The organism is Roseinatronobacter bogoriensis DSM 18756, assembly GCF_004366635.1.
In the GTDB taxonomy this organism is placed as follows: Bacteria; Pseudomonadota; Alphaproteobacteria; order Rhodobacterales; family Rhodobacteraceae; genus Roseinatronobacter; species Roseinatronobacter bogoriensis.
In genome coordinates, this window is the sequence record NZ_SORN01000002.1 from 669,615 (window position 1) to 691,326 (window position 21,712).

The following is a 21,712-nucleotide window of genomic DNA, read 5'->3' on the forward strand; positions in this document are numbered from 1 at the left end:
GCAGGGTCAGTTACGACACATGCCATCTGCCTGTTTGCCATGCCGGTAGTTTGACGGGCCGCGCGCGCGAAAGGCTTCGCGGAAATGTGCAGGCTCTGGCCCATTGGGGCCGCGATGCGCAGGTGCCAGATAGGGACCGACAAGGCGTTCTGGCTGGCCCTGTGCGGCAGCCAGCGCCTGTGCGGCAGCATCTGCGTCATGGAATAGCTGTGCCTCAGTGTGCATGCGCGACCAGCCGCCCGAAGCGGTCAGATAAACGACATCCCCTTCAAAAAGGTCATTGGCTGTCAGGACCGAGGGCGTGAAATCACGGCTCATTTCGCCACCTCCTGCAAGGTAAGGGTCTGCTGTGCTGCCCGTGGGGCCAGCCCCAGCAGGATAACGGCAGGCCCGCCCAGTGCAGCGGCTTTTTGCGGCAAGGTGGCCAGCGTCGCGCCAACAATTTGCTGATCAGCGCGTGACGCATTCTCAACCAGCGTGACCGGCATGTCCGGGGCGGCACCATGCATCAACAAACGCCCCTGTACAAAACGGGCCGCGCGCTTGCCCATATACAGCGCCGTGACTGCGCCCGGCTCGGCCAGACCTTGCCAGTCCTGATCTGCATAGCCATTCATGTCATGGGCCGTGACCAGACGCAGCGCATGATTGCGCCCGCGCGAGGTCAGGCTTTGCCCGATACTTGCCGCAGCACTCGAAGCGGCTGTCACCCCCGGCACCACTTGCCACGGGATTCCGACCTCTTCCAGCGCGGCGATTTCTTCGTCCAACCGACCAAAAACAGAGGCATCGCCCCCTTTCAGCCGCACCACATGCGCGCCCTGCCCTGCATGCTCGATCATCAGCGCATGGATCACCTCTTGTGCGGTTGACGGGCCAAACCCTTCCTTGCCAACCGAAATGATCACAGCCTCGCGCCGCGCCAGTTCCAGAATCTCCGGTGTGACCAGACGGTCATGGATCACGACATCTGCGCGGTCCAGAAGATTGCGCGCCTTCAGTGTCATCAATTCTGGATCTCCGGGTCCGGCACTGACAAAATCAACATGTCCGATCGGGGACGGCCGTTCGAGATGCTGCGCCAGCAGATCATCCAGCGTTTGCGCCACACCGTCTTCGCCACTCCGGGCAAATGCACGCGGTCCATAGGAGTCGTAATATTCCGCCCAGAATGCACGACGACGCGGGCCTTGCGGCAAGGCCTCTGCCATCTTGCGAAATGACTTGCCGATGCGTGCAAGAACCCCAAGCGAGGGCGGCAGACTGCTTTCAAGCTGCGCCTTGATCTGGCGCGCAAGCACAGGCGCCGCACCTTCAGTGCCAATCGCCACCACAACCGGGTCACGGTCCACAATCGCGGGGGTAATGAAGTCGCTGTGTTCCAGATCGTCTACGATATTGACCAATGCGCCCGCCGCATGCCCAAGTGCTGCGATGCGTGCATCTTCGTTTTCATTCCCGGTCGCGGCATAGACCAGACGCGCGGCAGACAGATCGCAGGCCAGAACAGGCCGGTTTACAAGCGTCACCCGCGGCGTAAACGCCCGGATCTCTGGCGCAATATCAGGGGCGCAAATCGTGATCTGCGCCTCGGTCTTGAGAAGCAGCCGCAGTTTGGCAAGCGCCATCTCTCCACCACCACCGATAACCACATTCGCGCGGGCGAGATCTAGAAAGACGGGAAAATGCTGCATGGTGCGACTCCTTACGCTCTTGCAGCATTTTAGGACATTTTCCCCTCACATTGCCATATGTCTGAGTTTATAAGAACAATTTTTCACTCATTAAGTGGTTTAATGAACAAATTTATCCAACATGTACACAGGCGAACACAACAGCGTCCGCAACCCCTATGAAGTTGATGTTCTGTTTTACCTTTCCTCCAACGAAAAGACCCCGGACCAAGTCCGGGGTCTATTACCGTGTCGCAAGTTGAGATCAGCCCGGCGCGCGTTCGGCCCAGCCTGCGAAAATCTTCTCCAACGCGACCACGATGTAATACAGCACGATCCCCAAGAACGCCAAGGCGATCAGAACGGCAAACATCAAGGGGAAATCCGAATTGGTGCGCCCACTGTCAAACAGCGCTCCAAGCCCGCGCCCGTGTGGGCTGACGATTTCCATCAGATTGGTCCCGATAAAGGCAAGCGTGACTGCCACTTTCAACGCGCCGAAGAATTCAGGCAAGGTCTTTGGTAAAGCGATTTTCCAAAAGATTGTCGCTTGAGACGCCCCAAGCGAGCGCAGGATATCGCGATACTCCGGCTCTAGAGTCGACAACCCGATAGAAACGGATACCGCAATCGGAAAGAACGAGATCATGAAGGCCAGCAGCACTGTGTTGAAATCATGCTGGCCCACGAACATCAGCGCGACGATAGGCACAACGGTTGCCTTGGGAATCGCATTGAAACCCACCAAAAGTGGGTAGAGCGCATCGCGCATCAGCCGCGAAAACCCCATGATCATTCCCAGCAGCGTGCCGAATAGCACAGCCAGCAACAGCCCCAGCACCGTGCGCCACAAGGTCTGCCACCCCATTGTCAGAAACAGGTTCCAGTGCCGTTCAAAGGCGGGTGGCAGGTCCGAAGGGGCCGCCATCTTGAATTTCGGCCAACCATTGAACCAGACCAGCCATTCCCAGAACGCCAGAAAGATGACAACCGCAATCAACGGAACGGCTATACCGCGCACAGTTTTCCAGCCGGTCATATGCGCGCCTCCTCTGCTGGTGCACGCCCTTGAGCAATCTGGATCTGGTGTCGCAGGATGTTCAGCTGTTCGGCTGCGACAGGCGTGTAAAGATCCTCAAGCGTGCGTGGCCCCTCTGAGGGAATATCCAGCACATATTGTGTGCGTGCGGGCCGCCCTGACAATACAACCACCTGATCGGCAAGGAAAATTGATTCACGCAAATCATGCGTGATTAGCACCCCGGTAAAGGGTTCGCGTTCCTTGACGCGGTGCATGGTCTGCCACAAATCCTCTCGGGTGAAGGCATCCAGCGCGCCGAAAGGCTCGTCGAGGATCAGCACATCCGGCTGATGGATCAGGGCACGGCAGAGCGACGCGCGCTGGCGCATACCACCTGACAGTTCCGAAGGGCGCTTGTCCTCGAACCCCTCCAACCCGACCAGAGACAACAGGAACCGTGCACGTTCTTCAGCTTGGCGCTTCGACAGTTTCGATGGCACGATTTCCAGCGGCAGCAGCACGTTTTTCAGGATCGAGCGCCATTCCAACAAGACAGGGTTCTGAAAGGCCATACCAACAGTTGAACGCGGTCCCTTGACCCGCTCGCCGTGCAGCCAGACCTCTCCTTCATCGGGTTTCATCAACCCTGCGATCAACCGCGTCAGCGTGGACTTGCCGCAACCAGAGGGGCCGACAACTGCAACAAATCCGCCTTCTGCGACGCTGATCTCCAGCCCGTCAAGCACTGGCAAGGGGCCGGCATCCGTACGGTAAGCATGGCGCACGCCCTTGATTTCAATAAGATTTTGCATTCTCTTCCTGCATAGAAAGACCAGCGCCATATTGGCGCTGGTCGGTGTCCGTATCCGCCTTAGTCCAGCTTGAAGCCGCCTTCTGGCAGGAATGCATCAGTGAAATACAGGCTCGCATCGGGCTCTGTCTGATATTCATAGGTCAGCTTGATCTGCTCGATCGAGTTGGCGAAACGATCGGAATCAATAATCCCCATCCCGTTTTCCATAACCCAGTCGGTCAGCACAGTGTCCTGCATCGCCAGCTCAAGGCGACGCAATTCCAATTCGGCATCCATTGCCGGGTTGCGGCTGACAAGGCTCTCAATTGCAGCAGCAGGGTCTGCAATGGTATCGATCCAGCCTTTTGCAACTGCCTCTAGGAAACCGGAAACGGCATCCGGATTTTCAGCTGCAAAGTCGGTGTTCACAATGACAACATTGCCATAAAGGTCCACGCCATGATCGGCCATCAAAATGACAGTCAGATCATCCTCTGGCACGCCAAGACGCGCTGTGCTGAGGAAGGATGTGAAGGAAAAGCCGGTTACGGCCGCAACAGTGCCTTCTGCCAGCGATGGCTCGCGCGTGGGAAAGCCGACAGGCTCGATCGTGACCTGGCTGGCATCAATGCCGGTTTCGGCAACAAAGATCGGCCATTGCGCAAACGCGCCATCCGGGGGCGGTGCGCCCAGCACGCGGCCTTCCAGATCGGAGGGTGTTTCGATGCCAAGGGACTTGCGGCCAACAATGGCAAATGGCGGCTTGTCATAGACCATCATCGCGCCGATGACGGGTGCATCCGGGTTCTGGTCAAGGAATTTGATCAGGCTGTTGATATCGGCAAAACCCACCGGAAACGCCCCGGTTGCAACCTTCGGGATCGCATCTAGGCTGCCTTGTCCGGCGGTTACTTCAACTTCCAGCCCCGCATCGGCGAAATAGCCCTTGTCGATGGCAACGAAATACGGCGCGGATGGCCCCTCAAACCGCCAGTCAAGCGCAAATGGCATGGATGTCTGCGCATGGGCAGCAACTGCAACAGCGCTTAGGCCGATTGCAGTAAAAATACTACGGTGAAACATCAAGATCCCTCCTGTTGGACTTACTGTGATGGTCGTAAGCCTTGCCTTGCGCGGAGTCATTGTCCACCCCCGCCGCACAGGCCACATCTGGCCTGAATGCCGCATTCTTTGGCATCCAGAGGAAAGATGCAAGAATTTTAGTCAATCACAGGTGGGAGTTGCCCTGTCTTGCGGCGCGACGGCGCAGCCACCAGCCCAGCCCACCGCCCAAAGCCAGCCCAAGGGTTGCTGGCAAGACGAATACCGAAAGCATGATGGCATACATCACACCATCCATCTGCGGTTGGCCCTGCAAGGCTAGATAAAGGCCAAGCGCTGCCAGCACATGCCCTGCCCCAAAGGCCGCGAAGGCACGTTTCCAGCCATTTCGGATCAACACCGCACCCAGCAGCGCTCCGGCCATGACCGATGCAATTATAAGCAGATAGATGCGCAGTTCCGGCCCCATCATGCGGCCTTTGTCTGCAACCGTGGCAGCAGGCCATGCGCCCAGCCCGAAATCGTGCCCGCCCCAAGGCAAACCACCATATCACCGGGGGCTGCATGTGCGCGCACAAGGGCCTCCAGTTCATCTTCGGTACTGACGGCAAAGGCCGCACGGTGCCCATGCGCGGCCAGTCCTGCCAGAAGATCATCACGACTGGCCCCCGGAATCGGGTCCTCTCCGGCGGCATAGACTGGGGCGATACCGACGATATCGGCCTCGTTGAAACAGGTGCAGAATTCTTCAAACAGGCTTGATAGCCGGGTGAAACGATGTGGTTGATGAATGGCTATGACTCGCCCTTGCCCACCTAGCGCCTGTCGCGCGGCCTTCAGCACGGCTGCAATCTCGACCGGGTGATGACCGTAGTCGTCAATTATCGTCACCTCCCCAACTTCGCCCACGCGGGTAAACCGGCGGTTGACCCCGCCGAACTTCATCAGCGCGCTGCGGATTTCGGTGCCATTCATGCCAAGATGCCGTGCCGCCGCCACAGCCGCGAGCGCATTGGAGACATTGTGATCCCCCGGCATGGGCAAGGCGCAATCCTTGATCACGCGCCCCTCGTCCTGAAACGCAATGTCGAATTTTGCGACACCCTTTTCATAATGCAGGTTGATCGCGCGAATGTCTGCCTGCGCATTGAACCCGAATGTCACAACGCGCCGGTCTGTCAGCTTCGCAACCAGCGCCTGCACTTCGGGGTGGTCGGTGCAGCAGATCGCCAACCCGTAAAATGGAATGCCCGAGACGAAATCATAAAACCCTTTGCGCAAAGCGTCAAAATCGCCCCAATGCTCCATATGTTCGGGGTCGATATTGGTCACAATCGCCATTGTTGCGGGCAGCCGATTGAAAGACCCGTCACTTTCATCTGCCTCGACCACCATCCATTCGCCTGCACCGGCCCGCGCGTTTGATCCATAGGCATGGATCACACCGCCGTTGATGACTGTCGGATCCAGCCCGCCTTCATCCAGCAGGGCCGCAACCATCGTGGTTGTCGTGGTTTTGCCATGTGTCCCCGCAACCGCAATATTGGAACGCAGGCGCATCAACTCGGCCAGCATTTCGGCGCGGCGAACGACCGGCAGACCAAGGCGGCGCGCTTGTTGCAATTCGGGATTGTCGGGCTTGATCGCGGTGGACACGACGACAACGGCAGCATCGCCGATATTCTCGGCGCGCTGGCCCACGAAAACTTCGGCACCCAGCGATTCCAGACGCTCGGTTATCGCGCTGGCTTTCAGGTCAGACCCCTGCACCCGGTAACCATGTGTCATCAGCACCTCGGCAATCCCCGACATGCCAATGCCGCCAATGCCGATAAAGTGGATCGGGCCAATATCGGTGGGCAGTTTTGTTGCCGGGCTCATGGTTTGTCCTTTCGGGCTAGGGCTTCGACCATTTCGGCCAGCCTTTCGGTTGCGTCGGCACGCCCCGCCGACAAGGCGGCCTGTGCCATAGACTGTGCGGCCTTGGGGTTGGTCAGGATCGCCTCAATACTCTCGGCCAGCGCAGGCGCTGTAAGCTGCGCTTCGGGAAAAACGACTGCTGCATCGACAGATGACAGCATTTTGGCATTTGCCGCCTGATGGTTGGCCGCCGCGGCGGCGTAGGGCACCAGCACCGAAGGCCGCCCGATAATCGAAATATCGGCAACCGAAGACGCACCTGCGCGGCTGATGACAAGCTGACACTCTGACAGACGGCGGGGAATATCGGCAAAAAACGGGGCAATCTCGGCAGCAACGCCACCTGCTTCATAAGCGGCCACAACGCGCTCGATATCCTCCTCACGCGCCTGATGGGCAACGCCCAGATTGCGCTTGATCGCCTCGGGCAGCGCAGAAATGGCCTGCGGCACGACATCTGACAAGATGCGCGCGCCTTGTGACCCTCCGATAACAAGCACATCCATTGGATAGTCGCCCGGCGGGATATAGCCTGCGCCCGCACGCTCCAGCACGGCGGCGCGCACGGGATTTCCGGTGAACTCACCCTCAATCCCGTCAGGCATCTGCATCGGCCAGATGCCACAGGCCAGTTTGTTCACGCGACGCGCGAATATCTGGTTCACGCGCCCTAGCACGCCGTTTTGTTCGTGGATCATTCGCGGAACGCGTAATGCCCAGGCCGCAGACAGCGCCGGAATAGAGGGATACCCGCCAAACCCAACCACAACGCGCGGGCGATCAAACAGCATGGACAGCGCCGCAGAAAAGACACCCGCCAACAGGCGCAACGGCACCATGATCTTGTCAGCCAGCCCGCCACGGGCAAATGTGGCAGCCTTGACCTGTTCGACCTTGACCGCAACGGGAAAACCGCCCGCATACCGCGCGCCGCGCGCATCGGTCGAGAGTTTCACCCGCCAGCCCCGCGCAAGCATCGCCTCTGCCAGCGCCTGAGCGGGGAACATATGGCCCCCTGTCCCCCCGGCAGCGATCAGTAGAAGTGGCGGTCTGGCCATGATCTTACCCCTTAGGAATGCACGCGCCGCGACAAGATATCGCCGATTTCGCCCTGAGGCCGTACCCGTGTGAATGCCAGAAGCATACCAATTGCCATTCCCGTCGCAAGGAGTGATGACCCGCCATAAGACACGAACGGCAAAGTCATGCCTTTGGACGGAAGCAACCGGACAGCAACGCCCATATTGATCATCGCCTGAATCGAGAAGACCACCACGATCCCGGTGCCCGCAAGACGAATGAACGTATCACGCTCGCGCATCAGGCGAAACAGCGACCGCATGAGGATCGTGGCGTATAACCCGATGATGAACAGCACAAGGATCAGCCCATATTCTTCGGCGGCAACAGCAATAATGAAGTCGGTATGCGCGTCAGGCAGGTTCCATTTCACGCGCCCCTCGCCCACGCCAGCCCCGAAAAAGCCGCCCTCTGAAATGGCATTTTGCGCAAATCCCATCTGGGTGCGCGGATCGACTTCCCCTGTCAGAAAGCCGTCGATACGTCGAGCAAAGTGCTCTGAGTTGTGGTAAGCAGTGTATCCCCCCACCAGCACGATGGCAGCAAAGCCCAGCAGCAGGAACATGGGGGCGCCTGCAACAAAATACATCACCATCCAGCCCGCCGCGATCAGCGCGGCCTGACCGAAATCTGGCTGAATAACCAAAAGGCCAAGAACCAGCATGGTAAAGCCCAGCGACAATGCCTGTCCGGGTGGGCCATTCGGCTCTCGTCCGGCGGCCATCAGCCATGCGGCAAAAACCGCCAGCATCGGCTTCAGGAACTCTGACGGCTGAAAAGAGCCGAACCCAAGGCTGAACCACCTTACAGCCCCTTTACCGAAATCCGTCCCAAAGAAGGGCAACAACATCAGCGCCAGCAAAGAAAAGAAGAACCCGACCACCGCAAAGCGCCGGATCCGTTCGGGCGAACACATTGACAACAGGATCATCGCCAGTATGCCCAGGATGCCGAAAAACACCTGTCGCTGTACGTAGAAAAACGGCGGCAACCCATTTCGCGTGGCCAATGGCGGCGAGGCAGCAAGCCCCAGCAACAGGCCGACTGCCATCAGAAGAAGCACCGATGTCAGGGTCACTTTGTCGATAGTGCGCCACCAGCGCGGGAGCACTGGCTCCACCACGCGCACGGGCGCGGTGCCATATACCATTTCGGTCATATTACTGCCTCGATCGAACTGCCGGGTATTCGTTACTTGCCTGTGATTGCCCGTTTTCCGGGTCTATGCACCGGATCGTAACCTGAAATCGCCACGCATTCCAGCATAAAGACGCAATTGCGCCCTGTGGGTGCCGCGCTCGCAGCCCACTTCAGCGTAATCCCGCTGCCGCGCGACCGCATAGCAAAGGCCACCTTTGTCATTGGATCACAAAACTATGGGTTCAAAGGATAAAGTACGCAGGAACGACTTTCGTCCGGGCTTGTACCATTGAACGCGACTTACCGCTTGGCAGACCACCGCCCGGCACGCGACGCTGTCACTCGCGGCAAGGGCAAAGGCACCATATGCATATCGCGGCCGGTGACGACCGCGCGACCCTGCGGCACCAGCGCCGCAAGTGTGGGCGCATCATGGTCCAGACCGCCGGTATAGACCCCAAAAGCAGGCAGGATCAGATGCATATCCCCGATCAGGAAGGCCGGCAGACGTTGCCCTGCAAGCCGTAGTTTCGGATGATAATGCCCCGATATGTCAGGACCATCGTCCGCAATATGGCGCAGATACAGCCCGGCGATTTGGTCCTGCTGTGCCACCCTGCCCGGCAAACCCACTGGGGCCGGATCGTGGTTGCCGGTGATCCAGAGCGTGTCATAGGACTGGCAGATATCGTCAAGCAACTGCCGCTCTGCACCAAGCTCTCGGATGGCCAGATCATCGTCGAAACTGTCGCCCAGACTGATCAGGCTTGCCGCGCCAGTGTCCCGCAACTCTGTGGCCAAGCGCTCCAGCGTTGCGCGGGTTTCAAAAGGTGGCAGCAATGCACCAACCTGCCGCGCCATGCGTGCAGACTTGCCCAAATGCAGATCTGAAACGATCAGCGTGCCCCTCTCGGGCCAGAACAGCGCGCCGGATGGGCGCGCGATGAAACTCTGATCATGAAATCGGAAGCTGCATGTGTTCATGCCTGTGTCTTTGCGGCAAACCCCTCCAGCGTCAAGCCTGCCTCGGCCATCATGCGCGCGGCCTCATCTTCCAGCAAGCGCGCGGTGCCAGCCCCCTTAATGGGAATGCGGCCCGCTTCCAGCATCAACGGGGCTGCAAAAGGGGTCACATGCGGCGCCATCGAATGCACAAGCTGCCCGCGCGTGCGCAGCATTTCCTCGATCCGTCCAAAATCCGCCAGCCCGCGCATCGATTCCGCGCGTGTGATCTGCAACAGCAGATGGTCGGGATCAAACTTGCGCAAAGTGTCATAGAGGATGTCGCTCGAGAATGTCGCCTGTTTGCCCGATTTCCGCGCCCCTGGCAGATTGCGCTGGATCAGCCCCGCCACTGTGGCGACAGAGCGGAAATTGCGTTTCATCATGGCGTTTTCGGCAAGCCAGTCCTGTAATCCGGCGCGCAAGCCTTCGGGGTCTAGCAAGGGTGCGGGGTCGCGCACCGGCTCCAACCCCCAGATCAGGCAGGCATAGTCGGTTGCAACAAATCCAAGCGGGGCCAGCGCGTCACGCTCCATCCGGTGGGTCAGCAACAGACCAAGGGTCTGATTGGCATTGCGCCCGGCAAAGGAATACAGCGCAAAATACCACCGCCCCCCCCGCTGGAAGGTTTCGCTTGTCATGGTGCCGGGTTTCGGCAATTGCGCAACCCGCGCCTGTAGCGCCAGCCAGTCGCGTATATGGTCGGGCAATGCCGCCCAGGCCGCGCGATCCCCGATCAAATCCAGCACCCGCGCCGAGAGTTCGGTCGATGTCGCCATTTTCAGACCATTGAACACGGCGATCTTGGGTTCTCTCGTGGGTTGCGGCGTGACCTCGACGATCATGTCGCGCAAACGGTCATAACGCACAGTCTGGCCCCCGATCAGAAAGGTATCGCCGGGCGAAAGTGCGGCGGCGAAACTTTCCTCAATCTCGCCCAAGGGTGCCCCCCCACGCGGGCCACGACGCACGCTCAGCAGTTCTGGCGCGACGATGGTGCCAATATTCATGCGAATTGCCTTGGCCGCGCGCGGGTCACGCAAATGCCAAAGACCATCGCGCAGGACCAGACGTTGCCACCGATCATAGGCGCGAAGCGCATAGCCCCCTGTTGCCACGAAATCCATGCAGGCGTCGAAATCTGCACGGGTCAGCCCCGCATAAGGGCCAGCGCGGGTGACCTCGGCGTATAAAGCATCCGCATCCAGCGGCGCAGAACATGCCAGCAGCAGGATATGTTGGCACAAAACGTCCCACCCGCCCACAGGCGCGCGCCCATCGCCATCCAACTCCCCCGCCTCGACCGCTTGCAACGCGGCGATACATTCGAGCACTTCGAACCGGTTGGCCGGGACGATCCGGGCGCGCGATGGTGTGTCAAAGCGGTGATTGGCCCGCCCGATGCGTTGGACGAGTCGCTTGATGTTCTTGGGCGCACCAATCTGGATAACAAGATCGACATCGCCCCAATCCAGACCCAGATCCAGACTGCCGGTCGCCACCACCGCGCGCAGACTCCCTTCGGCCATCGCGGCCTCGACCCGGCGGCGCGCATCACGCGACAAGCTGCCATGATGCAACCCAATGGGCAGGTTTTCGTCATTCACCGCCCAGAGTGCCTGAAAAAACAACTCTGCCTGCGCGCGTGTATTGATGAACACAAGCGTCAGCCGCGCATCGGCTATGGCGCGCATCACATCGCGCGCAGCATAGGCCCCGCCTGCCCCGGACCAAGGCGGCGCAGCGCTGGTGGGCAGCATGGCGATATCCGGCTGCGGGCCAGCATCCGCCAGAACAATCTCGGCCCCGCCCATGAACTGCGCCAGCGCGGCCGGGTTTTCGACAGTGGCGGATAACCCTGCCACCTGCATATCTGGCGCCAGACTGCGCAACCGCGACAGGCACAGCATCAACTGATCCCCGCGTTTCGATTCCGCGAGGGCATGAATCTCGTCAATCACCACGCGTCTGAGCGCGCCAAAGATTTTTGGCGCTTCTGGGTAGGAGAGCATCAGCGCAAGGCTTTCCGGTGTTGTCAGCAGCACATGTGGCGGGTCCACCCTCTGGCGCGCGCGCTGTGTGGCCGGTGTGTCGCCGGTCCGGTCCTCGATCCGGCACGACAGACCCAGATCAGCGACAGGACGCGCCAGATTGCGGCCAATATCATGCGTCAGCGCCTTCAGCGGCGACACATAAAGTGTGTGCAACCCCGCGCCAATCTTGTCCCGACATGCCGCCGCAAGGGTCGGCAAAAACCCTGCCAGCGTCTTGCCCCCGCCGGTTGGTGCGATCAGCAACGCATTTCCCGCCGCCTGCAACATCTGAATCTGGTGGGCGTGCGGCGTCCAACCTTGCGCGCTGAACCACTGCGTAAGCGGCGCAGGCAGGTCATTTGGGATAATCTGATCAAAAGCAGGCATCTGGAGCGTATCCTAAGGGCAGTGTTTAGGGTAAGCCGGATCGCGGCGATGACAACCAGTTGGGCTTTTGCTTCTTGGCCCAAGAGTGATAGGCGAAGAAACTCAAATCCGCTTCAAGGACAGCACCCGCCCATGCCGCCCGATCCGATCGCTTGCCCTGTCTGCCTTGCACCAAGCGCGCGGCCCCTGCTAGAGGTTGATGGCCGGGATTACTGGGCCTGCCCTGAATGTGAAGCACGGTTTCTGAACCCATCTCACCATCCAACCCGCGATGCGGAACATGCCCAATATATGCTGCATGACAATGATGAGGCGGACATCGGCTATCGTCGGTTCCTGTCCAGATTGGCAGAGCCATTGCTGGAAAGGTTGCCCCCCGGCGCATCGGGGTTGGATTATGGCTGTGGCCCCGGCCCGGCACTTGCTGCAATGCTGCGCGAGGCAGGGCGTGGTGTGGCGCTGTATGATCCGCTTTTTCGACCCGAAGCCTCCGTGCTGGCGCAAAGCTATGATTTTGTAACCTGCACTGAAGTGGCAGAACATTTCCACACCCCTGCGGCGGAATTCAAACGCCTGCGCGCACTGGTCCGCCCCGGCGGATGGCTGGCAATCATGACCTGTTTTCAGACGGATGACAGCAGGTTCGCCAACTGGCACTACCGCCACGACATCACACATGTGGTGTTTTATCGCGACACAACCTTCCGTCATCTGGCCGAAAACTGGGGCTGGCGCTGCGAAGTGCCCGTCAAGGATGTGGTCTTGATGCAGCGCCCCGGGCATGCGCCATGACGACATTGCTGCACAAAGACCGGATTGCGGCGGTTGAAAGCGTGCTGAATTCCGGCACCGCACGCAGCGTTCTGGATCTGGGCTGCGGTGATGGGGATTTCTTCCTGCGCATGGCGGCGCGCCCTGACATCACGCGGCTTGTCGGCATTGAGATTGACACTGGTGCCGTGACACGGCTGGAAGCGCGCCTGCGCGCACAGGGCAGCACCGCCGGAGCAGAGGTCAGAACTGGCTCCGTCCTCTCACCTGACCCGCAACTGGCCGGGTTTGACTGTGCTGTCATGATTGAGGTGATCGAACATCTTGACCCCTCGCACCTGTCGCAACTGGAACGCGCCCTGTTTCATGTCTTGCGCCCCCGACGTATTATCCTGACAACGCCCAATGCCGAATTCAACCCGCTTCTGGGCGTTCCTACGCACAGGTTCCGGCACCCCGGCCACCGCTTTGAATGGACTCGCGCGCGGTTTCGGGACTGGGCGCAACGCGTGGCCCTGCGCGGCCGTGCAGGCGTCAGCTTTGCAGATATTGGCGGCGTTCATCCAGACCTTGGCGGGGCTAGCCAGATGGCGGTTTTCCACACAGGCTAGGCATGGTTGCTCTTTCCCCTCGGGCCAAAGCAGCTTATCTGCCGGGCATGACAAACACGCACAAATTCTGGGAGACAACTCCCCTACAGAAAATGACCCCCGATGAATGGGAGGCGCTGTGCGATGGCTGTGGCCGGTGCTGCCTGAACAAACTGGAAGATATCGACACGGAAGAGCTGATCTTCACGCGTGTGGCCTGTCGTTTGTTCGACGATACGACCTGTCGCTGCGCCAATTATGCGCAACGCAAGTCGATCGTGCCTGAATGCGTGGTGCTGACCCCGGACAACCTGCATGAGATCGCCTATTGGATGCCTGAAACCTGTGCCTATCGGCTGCTGTACGAAGGAAAGCGCCTGCCCGACTGGCACCCGCTTGTGACGGGTGACCCCAAATCGACACATAAGGCAGGCGTGTCCATGCAAGGCCGCACAGTGTCAGAACATGCAGTTCCGGTCGAAGACTGGGAAGATTACCCGCTGGACGACTGAACTGCACCGACAGTTTCAGAAATTGCGCAACTGCAACTCTCGTGCGACTTCGGCGCGAACCAGTTTGCGAATATTGCGGGTAATCTTTTCGCCCAATTCGCCTTGCAATTCCTGCCGCACGATATGCGCGACCAACTGATATAAAACACCCTCGTCAATAACTTCGTCGCCTGTCGGATCAGCGGTTTCTGGCGAAGTGTCACCCTGCCCCGGTAACACGGACCCTGCAAGCACCGCTTCCAACCGTGCAAGAGTCGCTTCCAGCGCGCTGTCTTCCAGACTTGCAGGCAAATCTGCCTCGCTGTCTTGCAGTGCAAGCGGCGCGGCCCCTTCCGGCAGGGCGGGTTGCCCTGCTTCTTCGGCTTCGGCGGCGGCAGGTGGCTTGCTGGCGCTCGCAATGCGCCCCAGAAGTGAAGATGCGTTCGGCGCGCTGGCCGGTTCGTCGGCGGCAGGTTGCGACAATGCGGCATCTGGTTCAGGCGGGGTGCCTGTGTCTGAGACACAAGTATCAGGCGGGGTTTCCGCTGCGTCTTCATCAACCCTCAAAGCAGATGTCAGGATCAGCTTGTCAGATAAATCGCCTTGCTGTGCGGAAGTCGGGCTTGGATTGACATCATGAGAGACAATACGCCGAATGGAAGACAGGACATCCTCTATCTCACGGCGGGACATGGCTTCGGTCATACTGCTTGCTCTCTTGTCACAATTTTCGACACGACACTCTGTATTTCGCGTGTTTCCTGTGCGAAATCCGCGCGACACCTACAACATAGTGTAGCGCGGTCTGCTTCACCGCACAATCCAGAACTCCAAGGCGAACGCAATCGCGTCTCACGCCGCCACCGACTGACCTTATTGGCGACCAATCGACTGCAACACCCGGTCCAGTGCCTCGCCCTGTGGAGAGGACAGGGGCGCATGGCTTACGGCGTTATAGTAGGCTTCTACATCATAGGTCGGAATCCCAAGCCCAAGATGATCGACAGTCAACAGCCCCATCGCCGCCAACAGGTTATACGTTGCGATCTGCTGGGCAGCCTGCGCCTGCAAAAGTGTCGTGCGTGCATCCAGAAGATCGGTTTCCGCATTCAGCACATCAAGTGTCGTGCGCGCGCCAAGGCGGGCTTCTTCGCGGGTGCCCTCAAAAGCACTTTCCGAGGCCCGAACCTGTTGCTGGCTGGCGGCAATGCGGGCGCTGGCGACATCGACATTGGCCCAAGCCACAGCCACATTCTGCAAGACCTGCGCAACTGTCTGATGCAATCTGGACCGCGCCGCATCGCGCTGTGCAAGGGCGCGGCGATGCGAAGCACTGACCCTGCCACCCTGATAAATCGGGCGACGATAATTGATCCCTGCGCTCGCAGTCGTATCATCGCCCATCGCACCGCCGAATTGGCGACTTATGGACACTGAACCGGTCACCGCACCGCTACGCTCTGCCAGCACGCTTTCGGCACCGAGCTCTGCTGCAGTCACTTCATTTTGGCGCTGCGCGATAAGCGGGTGCGTGCGCCGCGCGATATCTTGTGCCGTTTGAAGGTTGCTGGCCGTGCGCGGCAATGCAGGCGGCGGGCGCAACTGCCCCGGATAGGCCCCTGTTACCAGCTTGTAGAATTCACGCGCTGCTGCAAGGTCGCCTTCGGCGGCCGCCAATTGCGACCGCGCAGCGGCAAGACGGGCTTCTGCCAAGGACACATCGGTGCGGGTGATCTCACCCAGTTCAAACCGCTCGCGCGCAGCATTCAGTTCTTGCGTAATCACACGCTGGGTGGCCTGGCTCAAGGACACAGCTTCACTTGCGCTGCGCACATCCATGAAGGCAGATACTGCGTCAAGCAAAACCTCTTGCTCGAAATTCACCAGCGCCTGCCTGAGCGCCAGTACCTGTGCCTTGGCCCCCTCGCGGGCCAGTTTTCCAACGCCGAAATCGATGAGCGTGACCTGACCTTCAAGCCCGAAACTCATTGTGGTGGATTCCTGATTGCCAGACGCAATAGTTCTACGCGCGCTGGTTACAAAATCCAGCACGGGCCTGAGCCGTGCAACCGAAAGTGCAACATCCTCATCGGCTGCACGCAAAACAGCACGGTTCTGCTCCAGCAAATCCGAGCTGCGATATGCTGCGATAAACGTATCAGCAAGCGACTGCGCCGAGACCGGAGCAGAGGCGATACATAATATGACCGCAAGCGCAGATAGTTTCCTGTTATGTTTCATTACGTCCGCCTCTTGATGCTGTTATTTTTTGTCGTCATTCACTTGGAACGCATCTTAGAATACAAACTCGTGATCTTTTGAAAATCCCGGCAAGACCGGCGCGGCTGCGTTAAAAATGTCACGCCAGATGATGTGATCGCCTTTGCGCAGCCCCAAACGAACAACGCCCAGCGCGCCCTCCATGAAGACAGCTGCCACGCGGCCATTTTCGCACAGCTGACCAACCAGCTCTTGCGGGAAACGTTCGATCCCGCCTTGCAGGATCATCACGTCATAGGGTGCGTGCTCTGGCGCGCCTTCGACCAGCTTCCCGGTGTGCAGAACCACAGTCTCTGCCCCGGTTTGTGCCAGCGCATCTTGTGCCGCATGCGCAAGCGCCTCGTCTTCCTCAACTGCGACAACCGCTTGCGCCATCCGCAAGATGACTGCCGAAGAATACCCGGTTCCACAGGCTATATCGAGCACAAGATCATCAGATTTGATCTCCAGAGCGTCAATCATCTTGGCAAGAGTGCGCGGGTCCAGCAGCACGCGCCCGTTTTCCAGGACGATATTCTCACCGATATAGGCGGCCTCAACCTTTGCTTCCGGGACAAATTTCTCGCGCGGCACTTCCAGCATCGCGTCAATAATGGGGAACTTCGTAACATCAGAGGGGCGCACTTGCGTGTCCACCATAATTCTGCGGCGAGCGGCGAAATCGGTCATGGACTGAACTCTTGCGGTTGACGGGACTTATCGCAATCTTTGCCACAGAACCGCTGCGCCCGCAACACGCGAGCGCGGGGTTCATGCACGCATGGGCTTTGGTCTGCTGTGCGGCTGTGCTACGTCACACCGAATTATGGAAAAGGGAGACAAGGAATGCACCTGAATGTCTATCTGGCGGGCGAGATCCACACTGATTGGCGCGAACAGATCATGTCCGGCGCGAAGGATCTTGCGATCACTTTTACCGGACCAGTCACTGATCATGCCGCATCCGACGATTGCGGCGTTGCCATTCTGGGGCAAGAGGAGAAAAAGTTCTGGCACGACCACAAGGGTGCAAAGCTGAACGCGATCCGCACCCGCAAGGCACTAGCCGAAGCGGATGTGGTCGTGGTTCGTTTTGGCGACAAATATCGCCAGTGGAACGCAGCCTTTGACGCAGGCTACGCGGCAGCGCTTGGCAAATCCATCATCGTTTTGCACGGCGCGGACCATCAGCATGCCCTGAAAGAAGTGGACGCAGCAGCGCTTGCCGTAGCCGAAACCCCCGAGCAGGTTGTATCGCTTTTGCGCTACACACTTCATGGGACATTGCCCTGAAGCGCAGGCTGGAACGGCTGCAAAATACGGGTTTCGGATTATGCTTTTGCCGATATACCTGACCTGGTTCACATAACCGGGAAAGGATTTCACATGCTTGCAGAATTCAAGACATTCATTGCCCGCGGTAACGCTCTTGATTTGGCAGTCGGCATTATAATCGGCGCCGCCTTTACTGCGATTGTCACATCGCTGGTCGATGATCTGGTGAACCCGCTGATTGGCATTTTTGTCGGTGGCGTCGATTTCAGCGCAATAAGTTTCGGGATTGGTGACGCGCAATTCATGGTCGGAAACTTTGTAAATGCCGTTATCAAGTTTCTTATCATTGCCTTCGTGGTGTTCATGTTGGTCCGCACCGTCAACAAGCTGGTCAATCTGAACACGAAAGAACAAGAACCTGCCCCGGAAGAGCCCACCAGCCCGACATCCGAACAATTGCTGGCCGAAATCCTCGACACGTTGCGGTCAAAATAAACCGCCAAGGGGTGGCCAAGGCCGCCCTTTTTTCACGCGCGCACTAATCAGATATCAATTGCCGTTGTTTTCACCACAGTGCGCAAGGCAAATGACGATTGCATTTGCGTGACACCAGGCAATCGGCTGAGGTATCGGCGGTGGATCCGCGCGAAATCTTCGGTATCGGCGGCAATGATCTTCAGCAGATAATCGGCCGCCCCTGCCATCAGGTGACACTCCAGTATATCGGGCACGCGGGCCACTTCCCGTTCGAACGCGTCCAATATCTCGTCGCTCTGGCCTGACAGCTTGATTTCAACATACACAACAGTCGGGCGACCAATGCGCTTGAGGTCAAGAAGTGCGACATAATCCGAGATGAACCCTTCCCCCTCCAACCGCTGGACACGGCGATGGCAAGCGGAAGGCGAAAGATGCACGAGTTCGGCAAGTTCAGCATTCGTCACACGGCCCTGCCGCTGCAGCACCCTTAGGATTCGGCGATCTGTCGCGTCTAGCTGCATTGCAGCGCAACCTTCTTCTGAAATTTGGTAGTTTTCTGCACGTTTCTACGTCAAAATTTGATCAATCGGCACCAAGTGTCAAGGAATTCCGCATTGATTTCCGATACTCTACCCATATCATTTCAAGGAGGAGGCCGCGATGCTGATTGGATGCCCCAAGGAAATCAAGCCACAGGAATTTCGTGTGGGCCTGACCCCAAATGCCGCGCAAGAGGCCATCGCACATGGCCATCAGGTCATGATCGAGGCAGGCGCGGGCATGGGGGCTGGCTTTGTCGATGATGATTACATCGCCGCCGGCGCGCAGATCGTCGAGAACGCCGAAGAAGTCTTTGCGCGCGCCGATATGGTGGTCAAGGTCAAGGAACCGCAGGCCAATGAACGCAAGCAACTGCGAGAAGGTCAGGTGCTTTTCACATATCTGCATCTTGCGCCGGACCCGGCACAGACGCGCGATCTGATTGAATCTGGTGTCACGGCGATTGCTTATGAAACGGTGACCGATCGCAATGGCGGTTTGCCACTGCTGGCCCCCATGTCAGAAGTGGCGGGCCGGCTGGCACCCCAGATGGGGGCGTGGGCGCTGCAAAAGGCCAATGGCGGGCGCGGGGTTCTTATGGGTGGGGTGCCCGGCGTGCGCCCGGCCGATGTGGTCATTATCGGTGGCGGGGTCGTTGGCACTGCCTCGGCCCGCGTGGCCGTAGGGATGGGTGCGAATGTGACCATTCTGGACCGCTCGATCCAGCGCATGTCCTATCTGGACGACATCTTTCATGGCCGCCTGACCACACAATTCTCGGACTCCGCCGCGATTGAAGAGCTGATTCAGCGCGCTGATATGGTGATTGGCGCAGTTCTGATACCCGGGGCCGCCGCACCCAAGCTGATCCGGCGCGAGCATCTGGCACAGATGAAACCCGGCGCAGTGCTGGTCGATGTGGCCATTGACCAGGGCGGCTGTTTCGAGACGTCGCATGCCACAACGCATCAGGACCCGATTTACGAGGTTGATGGAATTCTGCACTATTGCGTTGCCAATATGCCCGGCGCAGTTGCGCGCAGCGCGACAATCGCCTTGGGCAATGCCACCATGCCCTTCATGCTGGCGCTGGCCGACAAGGGCTGGCGCAAGGCTTGCGAAGATGACCCGCATCTGCTGGAAGGGTTGAACACGCATGCGGGCCACCTGACCTATTATGCAGTGGGCAAGGCGCTGGGAATTGACGTGCTGGCCCCAAGCAAGGCGCTGAAGGTCTGATCAGCACAAATGCAGCTTATGACCGCCCGCCCTCTCATGGGCGGGCTTTTTTGACGGAATGCAGATCTACTAACGTCGACGAATTACATTCAAATCTTGCAATGTGTATTCTAAAGTATATATTCACTCCAGACACCGATTATGGAGGCATAAGATGCAACCCGAAATTACAGCTTTCTTTGATGAAGATACCTTTACCGTCACATATGTCGTCCGCGACCCGCAAAGCAACAAATGTGCCGTTGTCGATTCAGTCCTGGATTTCGACTATGCCTCTGGCAACACCGACACGCGCTCGGCCGATGCTGTGATCGCATTCATCAAGGACAAGGGCTTTGAGGTGCAGTGGCTGCTAGAAACGCATGTCCATGCAGACCACCTGTCTGCCGCGCCCTATATCCAGCGCGAATTGGGTGGCAAGATTGCTATCGGCGAAAACATCCGCATCGTGCAGGATACATTCGGCAAGGTCTTTAACGAAGGCACCGAATTCCAGCGCGATGGCAGCCAGTTTGATGCCTTGTTCAAAGAAGGCGACAGCTTCCATATTGGCCAGTTGCGCGGCGATGTTCTGCACACGCCCGGCCACACACCTGCATGCCTGACCTATGTGATCGGCGATGCCGCTTTCGTGGGCGACACGCTGTTCATGCCCGATTTTGGCACCGCACGTTGCGACTTCCCCGGCGGCTCGGCAGAAATGCTGTGGAACTCTGTGCAGAAAATCCTGACACTGCCTGACGAAACCCGCATCTTTGTCGGCCATGACTACAAGGCAGAGGGCCGGGACGACTACGCTTGGGAAACCACCGTCGGCGCGCAGAAACGCCTGAACAAACATGTCGGCGAAGGCAAATCCAAGGATGACTTTGTGCGCGCACGCAACGAACGCGATGCGCAACTGGGCATGCCCCGGCTGATCGTGCCGTCACTGCAGGTGAATATGCGCGCAGGCCAGATGCCGCCCGCCGAAGACAATGGCACGGTCTATCTGAAAGTGCCGGTCAACACACTCTGACCCACGCGCCACGACATACAACACAGGCGCGGTCGCTGACGACCGCGCCGCATTGCGAACAGGAATATGACAATGATTCAAACAGACTGGATCTGGGGCCTTGTTGGTGGCCTGATGATCGGCACGGCAGCGGCGATCCTGCTGCTGGGCAATGGCCGTATCATGGGCGCCAGCGGCATAATTGGCGGGCTTGTGGACCGTTCTGGCCTTGGCGACTGGGCCGAGCGCGTCGCCTTTCTGGCAGCACTTGTGGTCATCCCTGCACTGATGCTGCCCATATATAACGTGGAAATCTCGACCAAGATCACCTCTAACCTTGGGATCGTGATTGCAGGGGGGCTGATGGTTGGCCTTGGGACACGCCTGGCAATGGGCTGCACCTCTGGCCACGGGGTATGCGGGATTTCGCGCTTCTCGCTGCGCGGGATCGTGGCGACGGTATTCTACTTGTTGGCTGGTGGCATAGCGATGGTGCTGTTCCGGCATGGATTGGGGTTGATCTGATGCAGCGTATTATCATTTCGGCGCTTTCGGGCGGATTGTTTGGCGCGGGGCTGCTGGTTTCGGGCATGACGGACACAACAAAGGTCCAGGGCTGGCTGGATATATTTGGCGCATGGGACCCGACATTGGCCTTTGTATTGGGTGGGGCGATCCTGCCCATGATGCTGGCCTGGCATCTGACAACAAAGCGCGCCACCTCGCTTGTGGGAGCGCCGTTTCCATCAAAGCCCAACCCTCGTCTGGGACATAACCTTGTCATTGGCTCTGTCCTCTTTGGGGCGGGCTGGGGGCTGGTCGGACTATGCCCCGGACCGGCGATTGCTTCACTCAGTTGGGGCGGGACTGGCGGGATCGTCTTTATCCTTGCCATGATCGCAGGTATGATGGCCGCACCATCCCTTCGCCTGCGCATTGACAAACTCGCAGCTATCTGA

At 58.7% G+C, this 21,712-nt stretch carries 24 protein-coding genes; 9 read left to right on the forward strand and 15 right to left on the reverse strand.

Features of this window, described 5'->3' with window-relative positions:
* Positions 1 to 6: 6 nt before the first annotated feature.
* The 11 genes from EV660_RS08000 to EV660_RS08050 form a co-directional block, all read right to left on the reverse strand.
* Positions 7 to 318, reverse strand: coding sequence for a DUF2849 domain-containing protein (locus EV660_RS08000; protein WP_071481149.1), 312 nt, complete (start codon positions 316 to 318; stop codon positions 7 to 9).
* Entirely contained in the window at positions 315 to 1,694 is a 1,380-nt protein-coding gene (gene cysG, locus EV660_RS08005) for a siroheme synthase CysG (protein WP_071481150.1), read from the reverse strand. The genes EV660_RS08000 and cysG overlap by 4 nt, the downstream gene beginning before the upstream one ends.
* A gap of 244 nt (positions 1,695 to 1,938) precedes the next feature.
* Positions 1,939 to 2,712 (reverse strand): ABC transporter permease, encoded by a 774-nt coding sequence (locus EV660_RS08010; protein ID WP_071481151.1) that lies wholly within the window; start codon positions 2,710 to 2,712, stop codon positions 1,939 to 1,941.
* Positions 2,709 to 3,506: an ABC transporter ATP-binding protein gene (locus tag EV660_RS08015; RefSeq protein ID WP_134047584.1), complete on the reverse strand. Its 798-nt coding sequence runs from the start codon at positions 3,504 to 3,506 to the stop codon at positions 2,709 to 2,711. The genes EV660_RS08010 and EV660_RS08015 overlap by 4 nt, the downstream gene beginning before the upstream one ends.
* A gap of 59 nt (positions 3,507 to 3,565) precedes the next feature.
* A complete protein-coding gene (locus EV660_RS08020; protein WP_071482197.1) occupies positions 3,566 to 4,570 on the reverse strand; it encodes an ABC transporter substrate-binding protein in 1,005 nt (334 codons plus the stop codon).
* Positions 4,571 to 4,715: 145 nt separating this feature from the next.
* Positions 4,716 to 5,018, reverse strand: coding sequence for a hypothetical protein (locus EV660_RS08025; RefSeq protein WP_100319172.1), 303 nt, complete (start codon positions 5,016 to 5,018; stop codon positions 4,716 to 4,718).
* A complete protein-coding gene (gene murC / locus EV660_RS08030; protein WP_071481154.1) occupies positions 5,018 to 6,430 on the reverse strand; it encodes a UDP-N-acetylmuramate--L-alanine ligase in 1,413 nt (470 codons plus the stop codon). Before murC ends, EV660_RS08025 begins: the two co-directional genes overlap by 1 nt.
* Positions 6,427 to 7,527, reverse strand: a complete 1,101-nt coding sequence (locus EV660_RS08035) for a UDP-N-acetylglucosamine--N-acetylmuramyl-(pentapeptide) pyrophosphoryl-undecaprenol N-acetylglucosamine transferase (protein WP_071481155.1) — start codon at positions 7,525 to 7,527, stop codon at positions 6,427 to 6,429. Before EV660_RS08035 ends, murC begins: the two co-directional genes overlap by 4 nt.
* 11 nt (positions 7,528 to 7,538) lie before the next feature.
* The gene (locus EV660_RS08040; protein ID WP_071481156.1) at positions 7,539 to 8,708 is read right to left on the reverse strand and encodes an FtsW/RodA/SpoVE family cell cycle protein; all 1,170 of its coding nucleotides are present in this window, start codon (positions 8,706 to 8,708) and stop codon (positions 7,539 to 7,541) included.
* Positions 8,709 to 8,989: 281 nt separating this feature from the next.
* Positions 8,990 to 9,673, reverse strand: a complete 684-nt coding sequence (pdeM, locus tag EV660_RS08045; protein ID WP_071481157.1) for a ligase-associated DNA damage response endonuclease PdeM — start codon at positions 9,671 to 9,673, stop codon at positions 8,990 to 8,992.
* The gene (locus EV660_RS08050; protein ID WP_071481158.1) at positions 9,670 to 12,111 is read right to left on the reverse strand and encodes a ligase-associated DNA damage response DEXH box helicase; all 2,442 of its coding nucleotides are present in this window, start codon (positions 12,109 to 12,111) and stop codon (positions 9,670 to 9,672) included. Before EV660_RS08050 ends, pdeM begins: the two co-directional genes overlap by 4 nt.
* 132 nt (positions 12,112 to 12,243) lie before the next feature.
* On the opposite strand from EV660_RS08050, the gene EV660_RS08055 reads away from it, so the two are divergent.
* From EV660_RS08055 to EV660_RS08065, 3 genes are read left to right on the forward strand one after another with little or no spacing between them, the layout of a single operon-like run.
* Positions 12,244 to 12,903 carry a class I SAM-dependent methyltransferase gene (locus EV660_RS08055; protein ID WP_071481159.1) on the forward strand — a complete coding sequence of 220 codons (660 nt, stop codon included), beginning with the start codon at positions 12,244 to 12,246 and terminating at the stop codon, positions 12,901 to 12,903.
* The gene (locus EV660_RS08060; protein WP_071481160.1) at positions 12,900 to 13,493 is read left to right on the forward strand and encodes a methyltransferase domain-containing protein; all 594 of its coding nucleotides are present in this window, start codon (positions 12,900 to 12,902) and stop codon (positions 13,491 to 13,493) included. Before EV660_RS08055 ends, EV660_RS08060 begins: the two co-directional genes overlap by 4 nt.
* A gap of 47 nt (positions 13,494 to 13,540) precedes the next feature.
* Positions 13,541 to 13,984 carry a YcgN family cysteine cluster protein gene (locus tag EV660_RS08065; RefSeq protein WP_071482198.1) on the forward strand — a complete coding sequence of 148 codons (444 nt, stop codon included), beginning with the start codon at positions 13,541 to 13,543 and terminating at the stop codon, positions 13,982 to 13,984.
* Positions 13,985 to 13,999: 15 nt separating this feature from the next.
* On the opposite strand, the gene EV660_RS08070 is transcribed toward EV660_RS08065, so the two are convergent.
* The 3 genes from EV660_RS08070 to EV660_RS08080 form a co-directional block, all read right to left on the reverse strand.
* Positions 14,000 to 14,656, reverse strand: a complete 657-nt coding sequence (locus EV660_RS08070; protein ID WP_134013875.1) for a hypothetical protein — start codon at positions 14,654 to 14,656, stop codon at positions 14,000 to 14,002.
* A gap of 180 nt (positions 14,657 to 14,836) precedes the next feature.
* Entirely contained in the window at positions 14,837 to 16,204 is a 1,368-nt protein-coding gene (locus EV660_RS08075) for a TolC family outer membrane protein (RefSeq protein WP_071481162.1), read from the reverse strand.
* 54 nt (positions 16,205 to 16,258) lie between these two features.
* Positions 16,259 to 16,912 carry a protein-L-isoaspartate O-methyltransferase family protein gene (locus EV660_RS08080; RefSeq protein ID WP_071481163.1) on the reverse strand — a complete coding sequence of 218 codons (654 nt, stop codon included), beginning with the start codon at positions 16,910 to 16,912 and terminating at the stop codon, positions 16,259 to 16,261.
* A gap of 156 nt (positions 16,913 to 17,068) precedes the next feature.
* On the opposite strand from EV660_RS08080, the gene EV660_RS08085 reads away from it, so the two are divergent.
* Positions 17,069 to 17,515, forward strand: a complete 447-nt coding sequence (locus EV660_RS08085) for a YtoQ family protein (protein WP_071481164.1) — start codon at positions 17,069 to 17,071, stop codon at positions 17,513 to 17,515.
* Positions 17,516 to 17,608: 93 nt separating this feature from the next.
* Positions 17,609 to 17,992, forward strand: coding sequence for a large conductance mechanosensitive channel protein MscL (gene mscL, locus EV660_RS08090; RefSeq protein ID WP_071481165.1), 384 nt, complete (start codon positions 17,609 to 17,611; stop codon positions 17,990 to 17,992).
* A 47-nt stretch (positions 17,993 to 18,039) separates the two neighbouring features.
* On the opposite strand, the gene EV660_RS08095 is transcribed toward mscL, so the two are convergent.
* The gene (locus EV660_RS08095; protein ID WP_071481166.1) at positions 18,040 to 18,498 is read right to left on the reverse strand and encodes an Lrp/AsnC family transcriptional regulator; all 459 of its coding nucleotides are present in this window, start codon (positions 18,496 to 18,498) and stop codon (positions 18,040 to 18,042) included.
* A 139-nt stretch (positions 18,499 to 18,637) separates the two neighbouring features.
* On the opposite strand from EV660_RS08095, the gene ald reads away from it, so the two are divergent.
* The 4 genes from ald (at position 18,638) to EV660_RS08115 (ending at position 21,712) form a co-directional block, all read left to right on the forward strand.
* Complete coding sequence (gene ald, locus EV660_RS08100; protein ID WP_071481167.1) at positions 18,638 to 19,756, forward strand: alanine dehydrogenase; 1,119 nt, start codon at positions 18,638 to 18,640, stop codon at positions 19,754 to 19,756.
* 154 nt (positions 19,757 to 19,910) lie between these two features.
* Positions 19,911 to 20,774: an MBL fold metallo-hydrolase gene (locus tag EV660_RS08105; RefSeq protein WP_071481168.1), complete on the forward strand. Its 864-nt coding sequence runs from the start codon at positions 19,911 to 19,913 to the stop codon at positions 20,772 to 20,774.
* A gap of 75 nt (positions 20,775 to 20,849) precedes the next feature.
* Complete coding sequence (locus tag EV660_RS08110) at positions 20,850 to 21,278, forward strand: YeeE/YedE family protein (protein WP_184409748.1); 429 nt, start codon at positions 20,850 to 20,852, stop codon at positions 21,276 to 21,278.
* Complete coding sequence (locus EV660_RS08115) at positions 21,278 to 21,712, forward strand: DUF6691 family protein (protein ID WP_071481169.1); 435 nt, start codon at positions 21,278 to 21,280, stop codon at positions 21,710 to 21,712. The genes EV660_RS08110 and EV660_RS08115 overlap by 1 nt, the downstream gene beginning before the upstream one ends.

Coding starts and splice junctions, on each gene's coding strand:
- EV660_RS08050 (WP_071481158.1), bottom strand. CDS start 12,111: ATGCCTGCTTTTGATCAGATTATCCCAAATGACCTGCCTGCGCCGCTT.
- cysG (WP_071481150.1), bottom strand. CDS start 1,694: ATGCAGCATTTTCCCGTCTTTCTAGATCTCGCCCGCGCGAATGTGGTT.
- murC (WP_071481154.1), bottom strand. CDS start 6,430: ATGAGCCCGGCAACAAAACTGCCCACCGATATTGGCCCGATCCACTTT.
- EV660_RS08085 (WP_071481164.1), top strand. CDS start 17,069: ATGCACCTGAATGTCTATCTGGCGGGCGAGATCCACACTGATTGGCGC.
- EV660_RS08000 (WP_071481149.1), bottom strand. CDS start 318: ATGAGCCGTGATTTCACGCCCTCGGTCCTGACAGCCAATGACCTTTTT.
- ald (WP_071481167.1), top strand. CDS start 18,638: ATGCTGATTGGATGCCCCAAGGAAATCAAGCCACAGGAATTTCGTGTG.
- EV660_RS08065 (WP_071482198.1), top strand. CDS start 13,541: ATGACAAACACGCACAAATTCTGGGAGACAACTCCCCTACAGAAAATG.
- EV660_RS08080 (WP_071481163.1), bottom strand. CDS start 16,912: ATGACCGATTTCGCCGCTCGCCGCAGAATTATGGTGGACACGCAAGTG.
- EV660_RS08095 (WP_071481166.1), bottom strand. CDS start 18,498: ATGCAGCTAGACGCGACAGATCGCCGAATCCTAAGGGTGCTGCAGCGG.
- EV660_RS08115 (WP_071481169.1), top strand. CDS start 21,278: ATGCAGCGTATTATCATTTCGGCGCTTTCGGGCGGATTGTTTGGCGCG.
- EV660_RS08075 (WP_071481162.1), bottom strand. CDS start 16,204: ATGAAACATAACAGGAAACTATCTGCGCTTGCGGTCATATTATGTATC.
- EV660_RS08105 (WP_071481168.1), top strand. CDS start 19,911: ATGCAACCCGAAATTACAGCTTTCTTTGATGAAGATACCTTTACCGTC.
- EV660_RS08070 (WP_134013875.1), bottom strand. CDS start 14,656: ATGTCCCGCCGTGAGATAGAGGATGTCCTGTCTTCCATTCGGCGTATT.
- EV660_RS08060 (WP_071481160.1), top strand. CDS start 12,900: ATGACGACATTGCTGCACAAAGACCGGATTGCGGCGGTTGAAAGCGTG.
- EV660_RS08035 (WP_071481155.1), bottom strand. CDS start 7,527: ATGGCCAGACCGCCACTTCTACTGATCGCTGCCGGGGGGACAGGGGGC.
- pdeM (WP_071481157.1), bottom strand. CDS start 9,673: ATGAACACATGCAGCTTCCGATTTCATGATCAGAGTTTCATCGCGCGC.
- EV660_RS08025 (WP_100319172.1), bottom strand. CDS start 5,018: ATGGGGCCGGAACTGCGCATCTATCTGCTTATAATTGCATCGGTCATG.
- EV660_RS08020 (WP_071482197.1), bottom strand. CDS start 4,570: ATGTTTCACCGTAGTATTTTTACTGCAATCGGCCTAAGCGCTGTTGCA.
- EV660_RS08015 (WP_134047584.1), bottom strand. CDS start 3,506: ATGCAAAATCTTATTGAAATCAAGGGCGTGCGCCATGCTTACCGTACG.
- EV660_RS08055 (WP_071481159.1), top strand. CDS start 12,244: ATGCCGCCCGATCCGATCGCTTGCCCTGTCTGCCTTGCACCAAGCGCG.
- EV660_RS08010 (WP_071481151.1), bottom strand. CDS start 2,712: ATGACCGGCTGGAAAACTGTGCGCGGTATAGCCGTTCCGTTGATTGCG.
- EV660_RS08040 (WP_071481156.1), bottom strand. CDS start 8,708: ATGACCGAAATGGTATATGGCACCGCGCCCGTGCGCGTGGTGGAGCCA.
- mscL (WP_071481165.1), top strand. CDS start 17,609: ATGCTTGCAGAATTCAAGACATTCATTGCCCGCGGTAACGCTCTTGAT.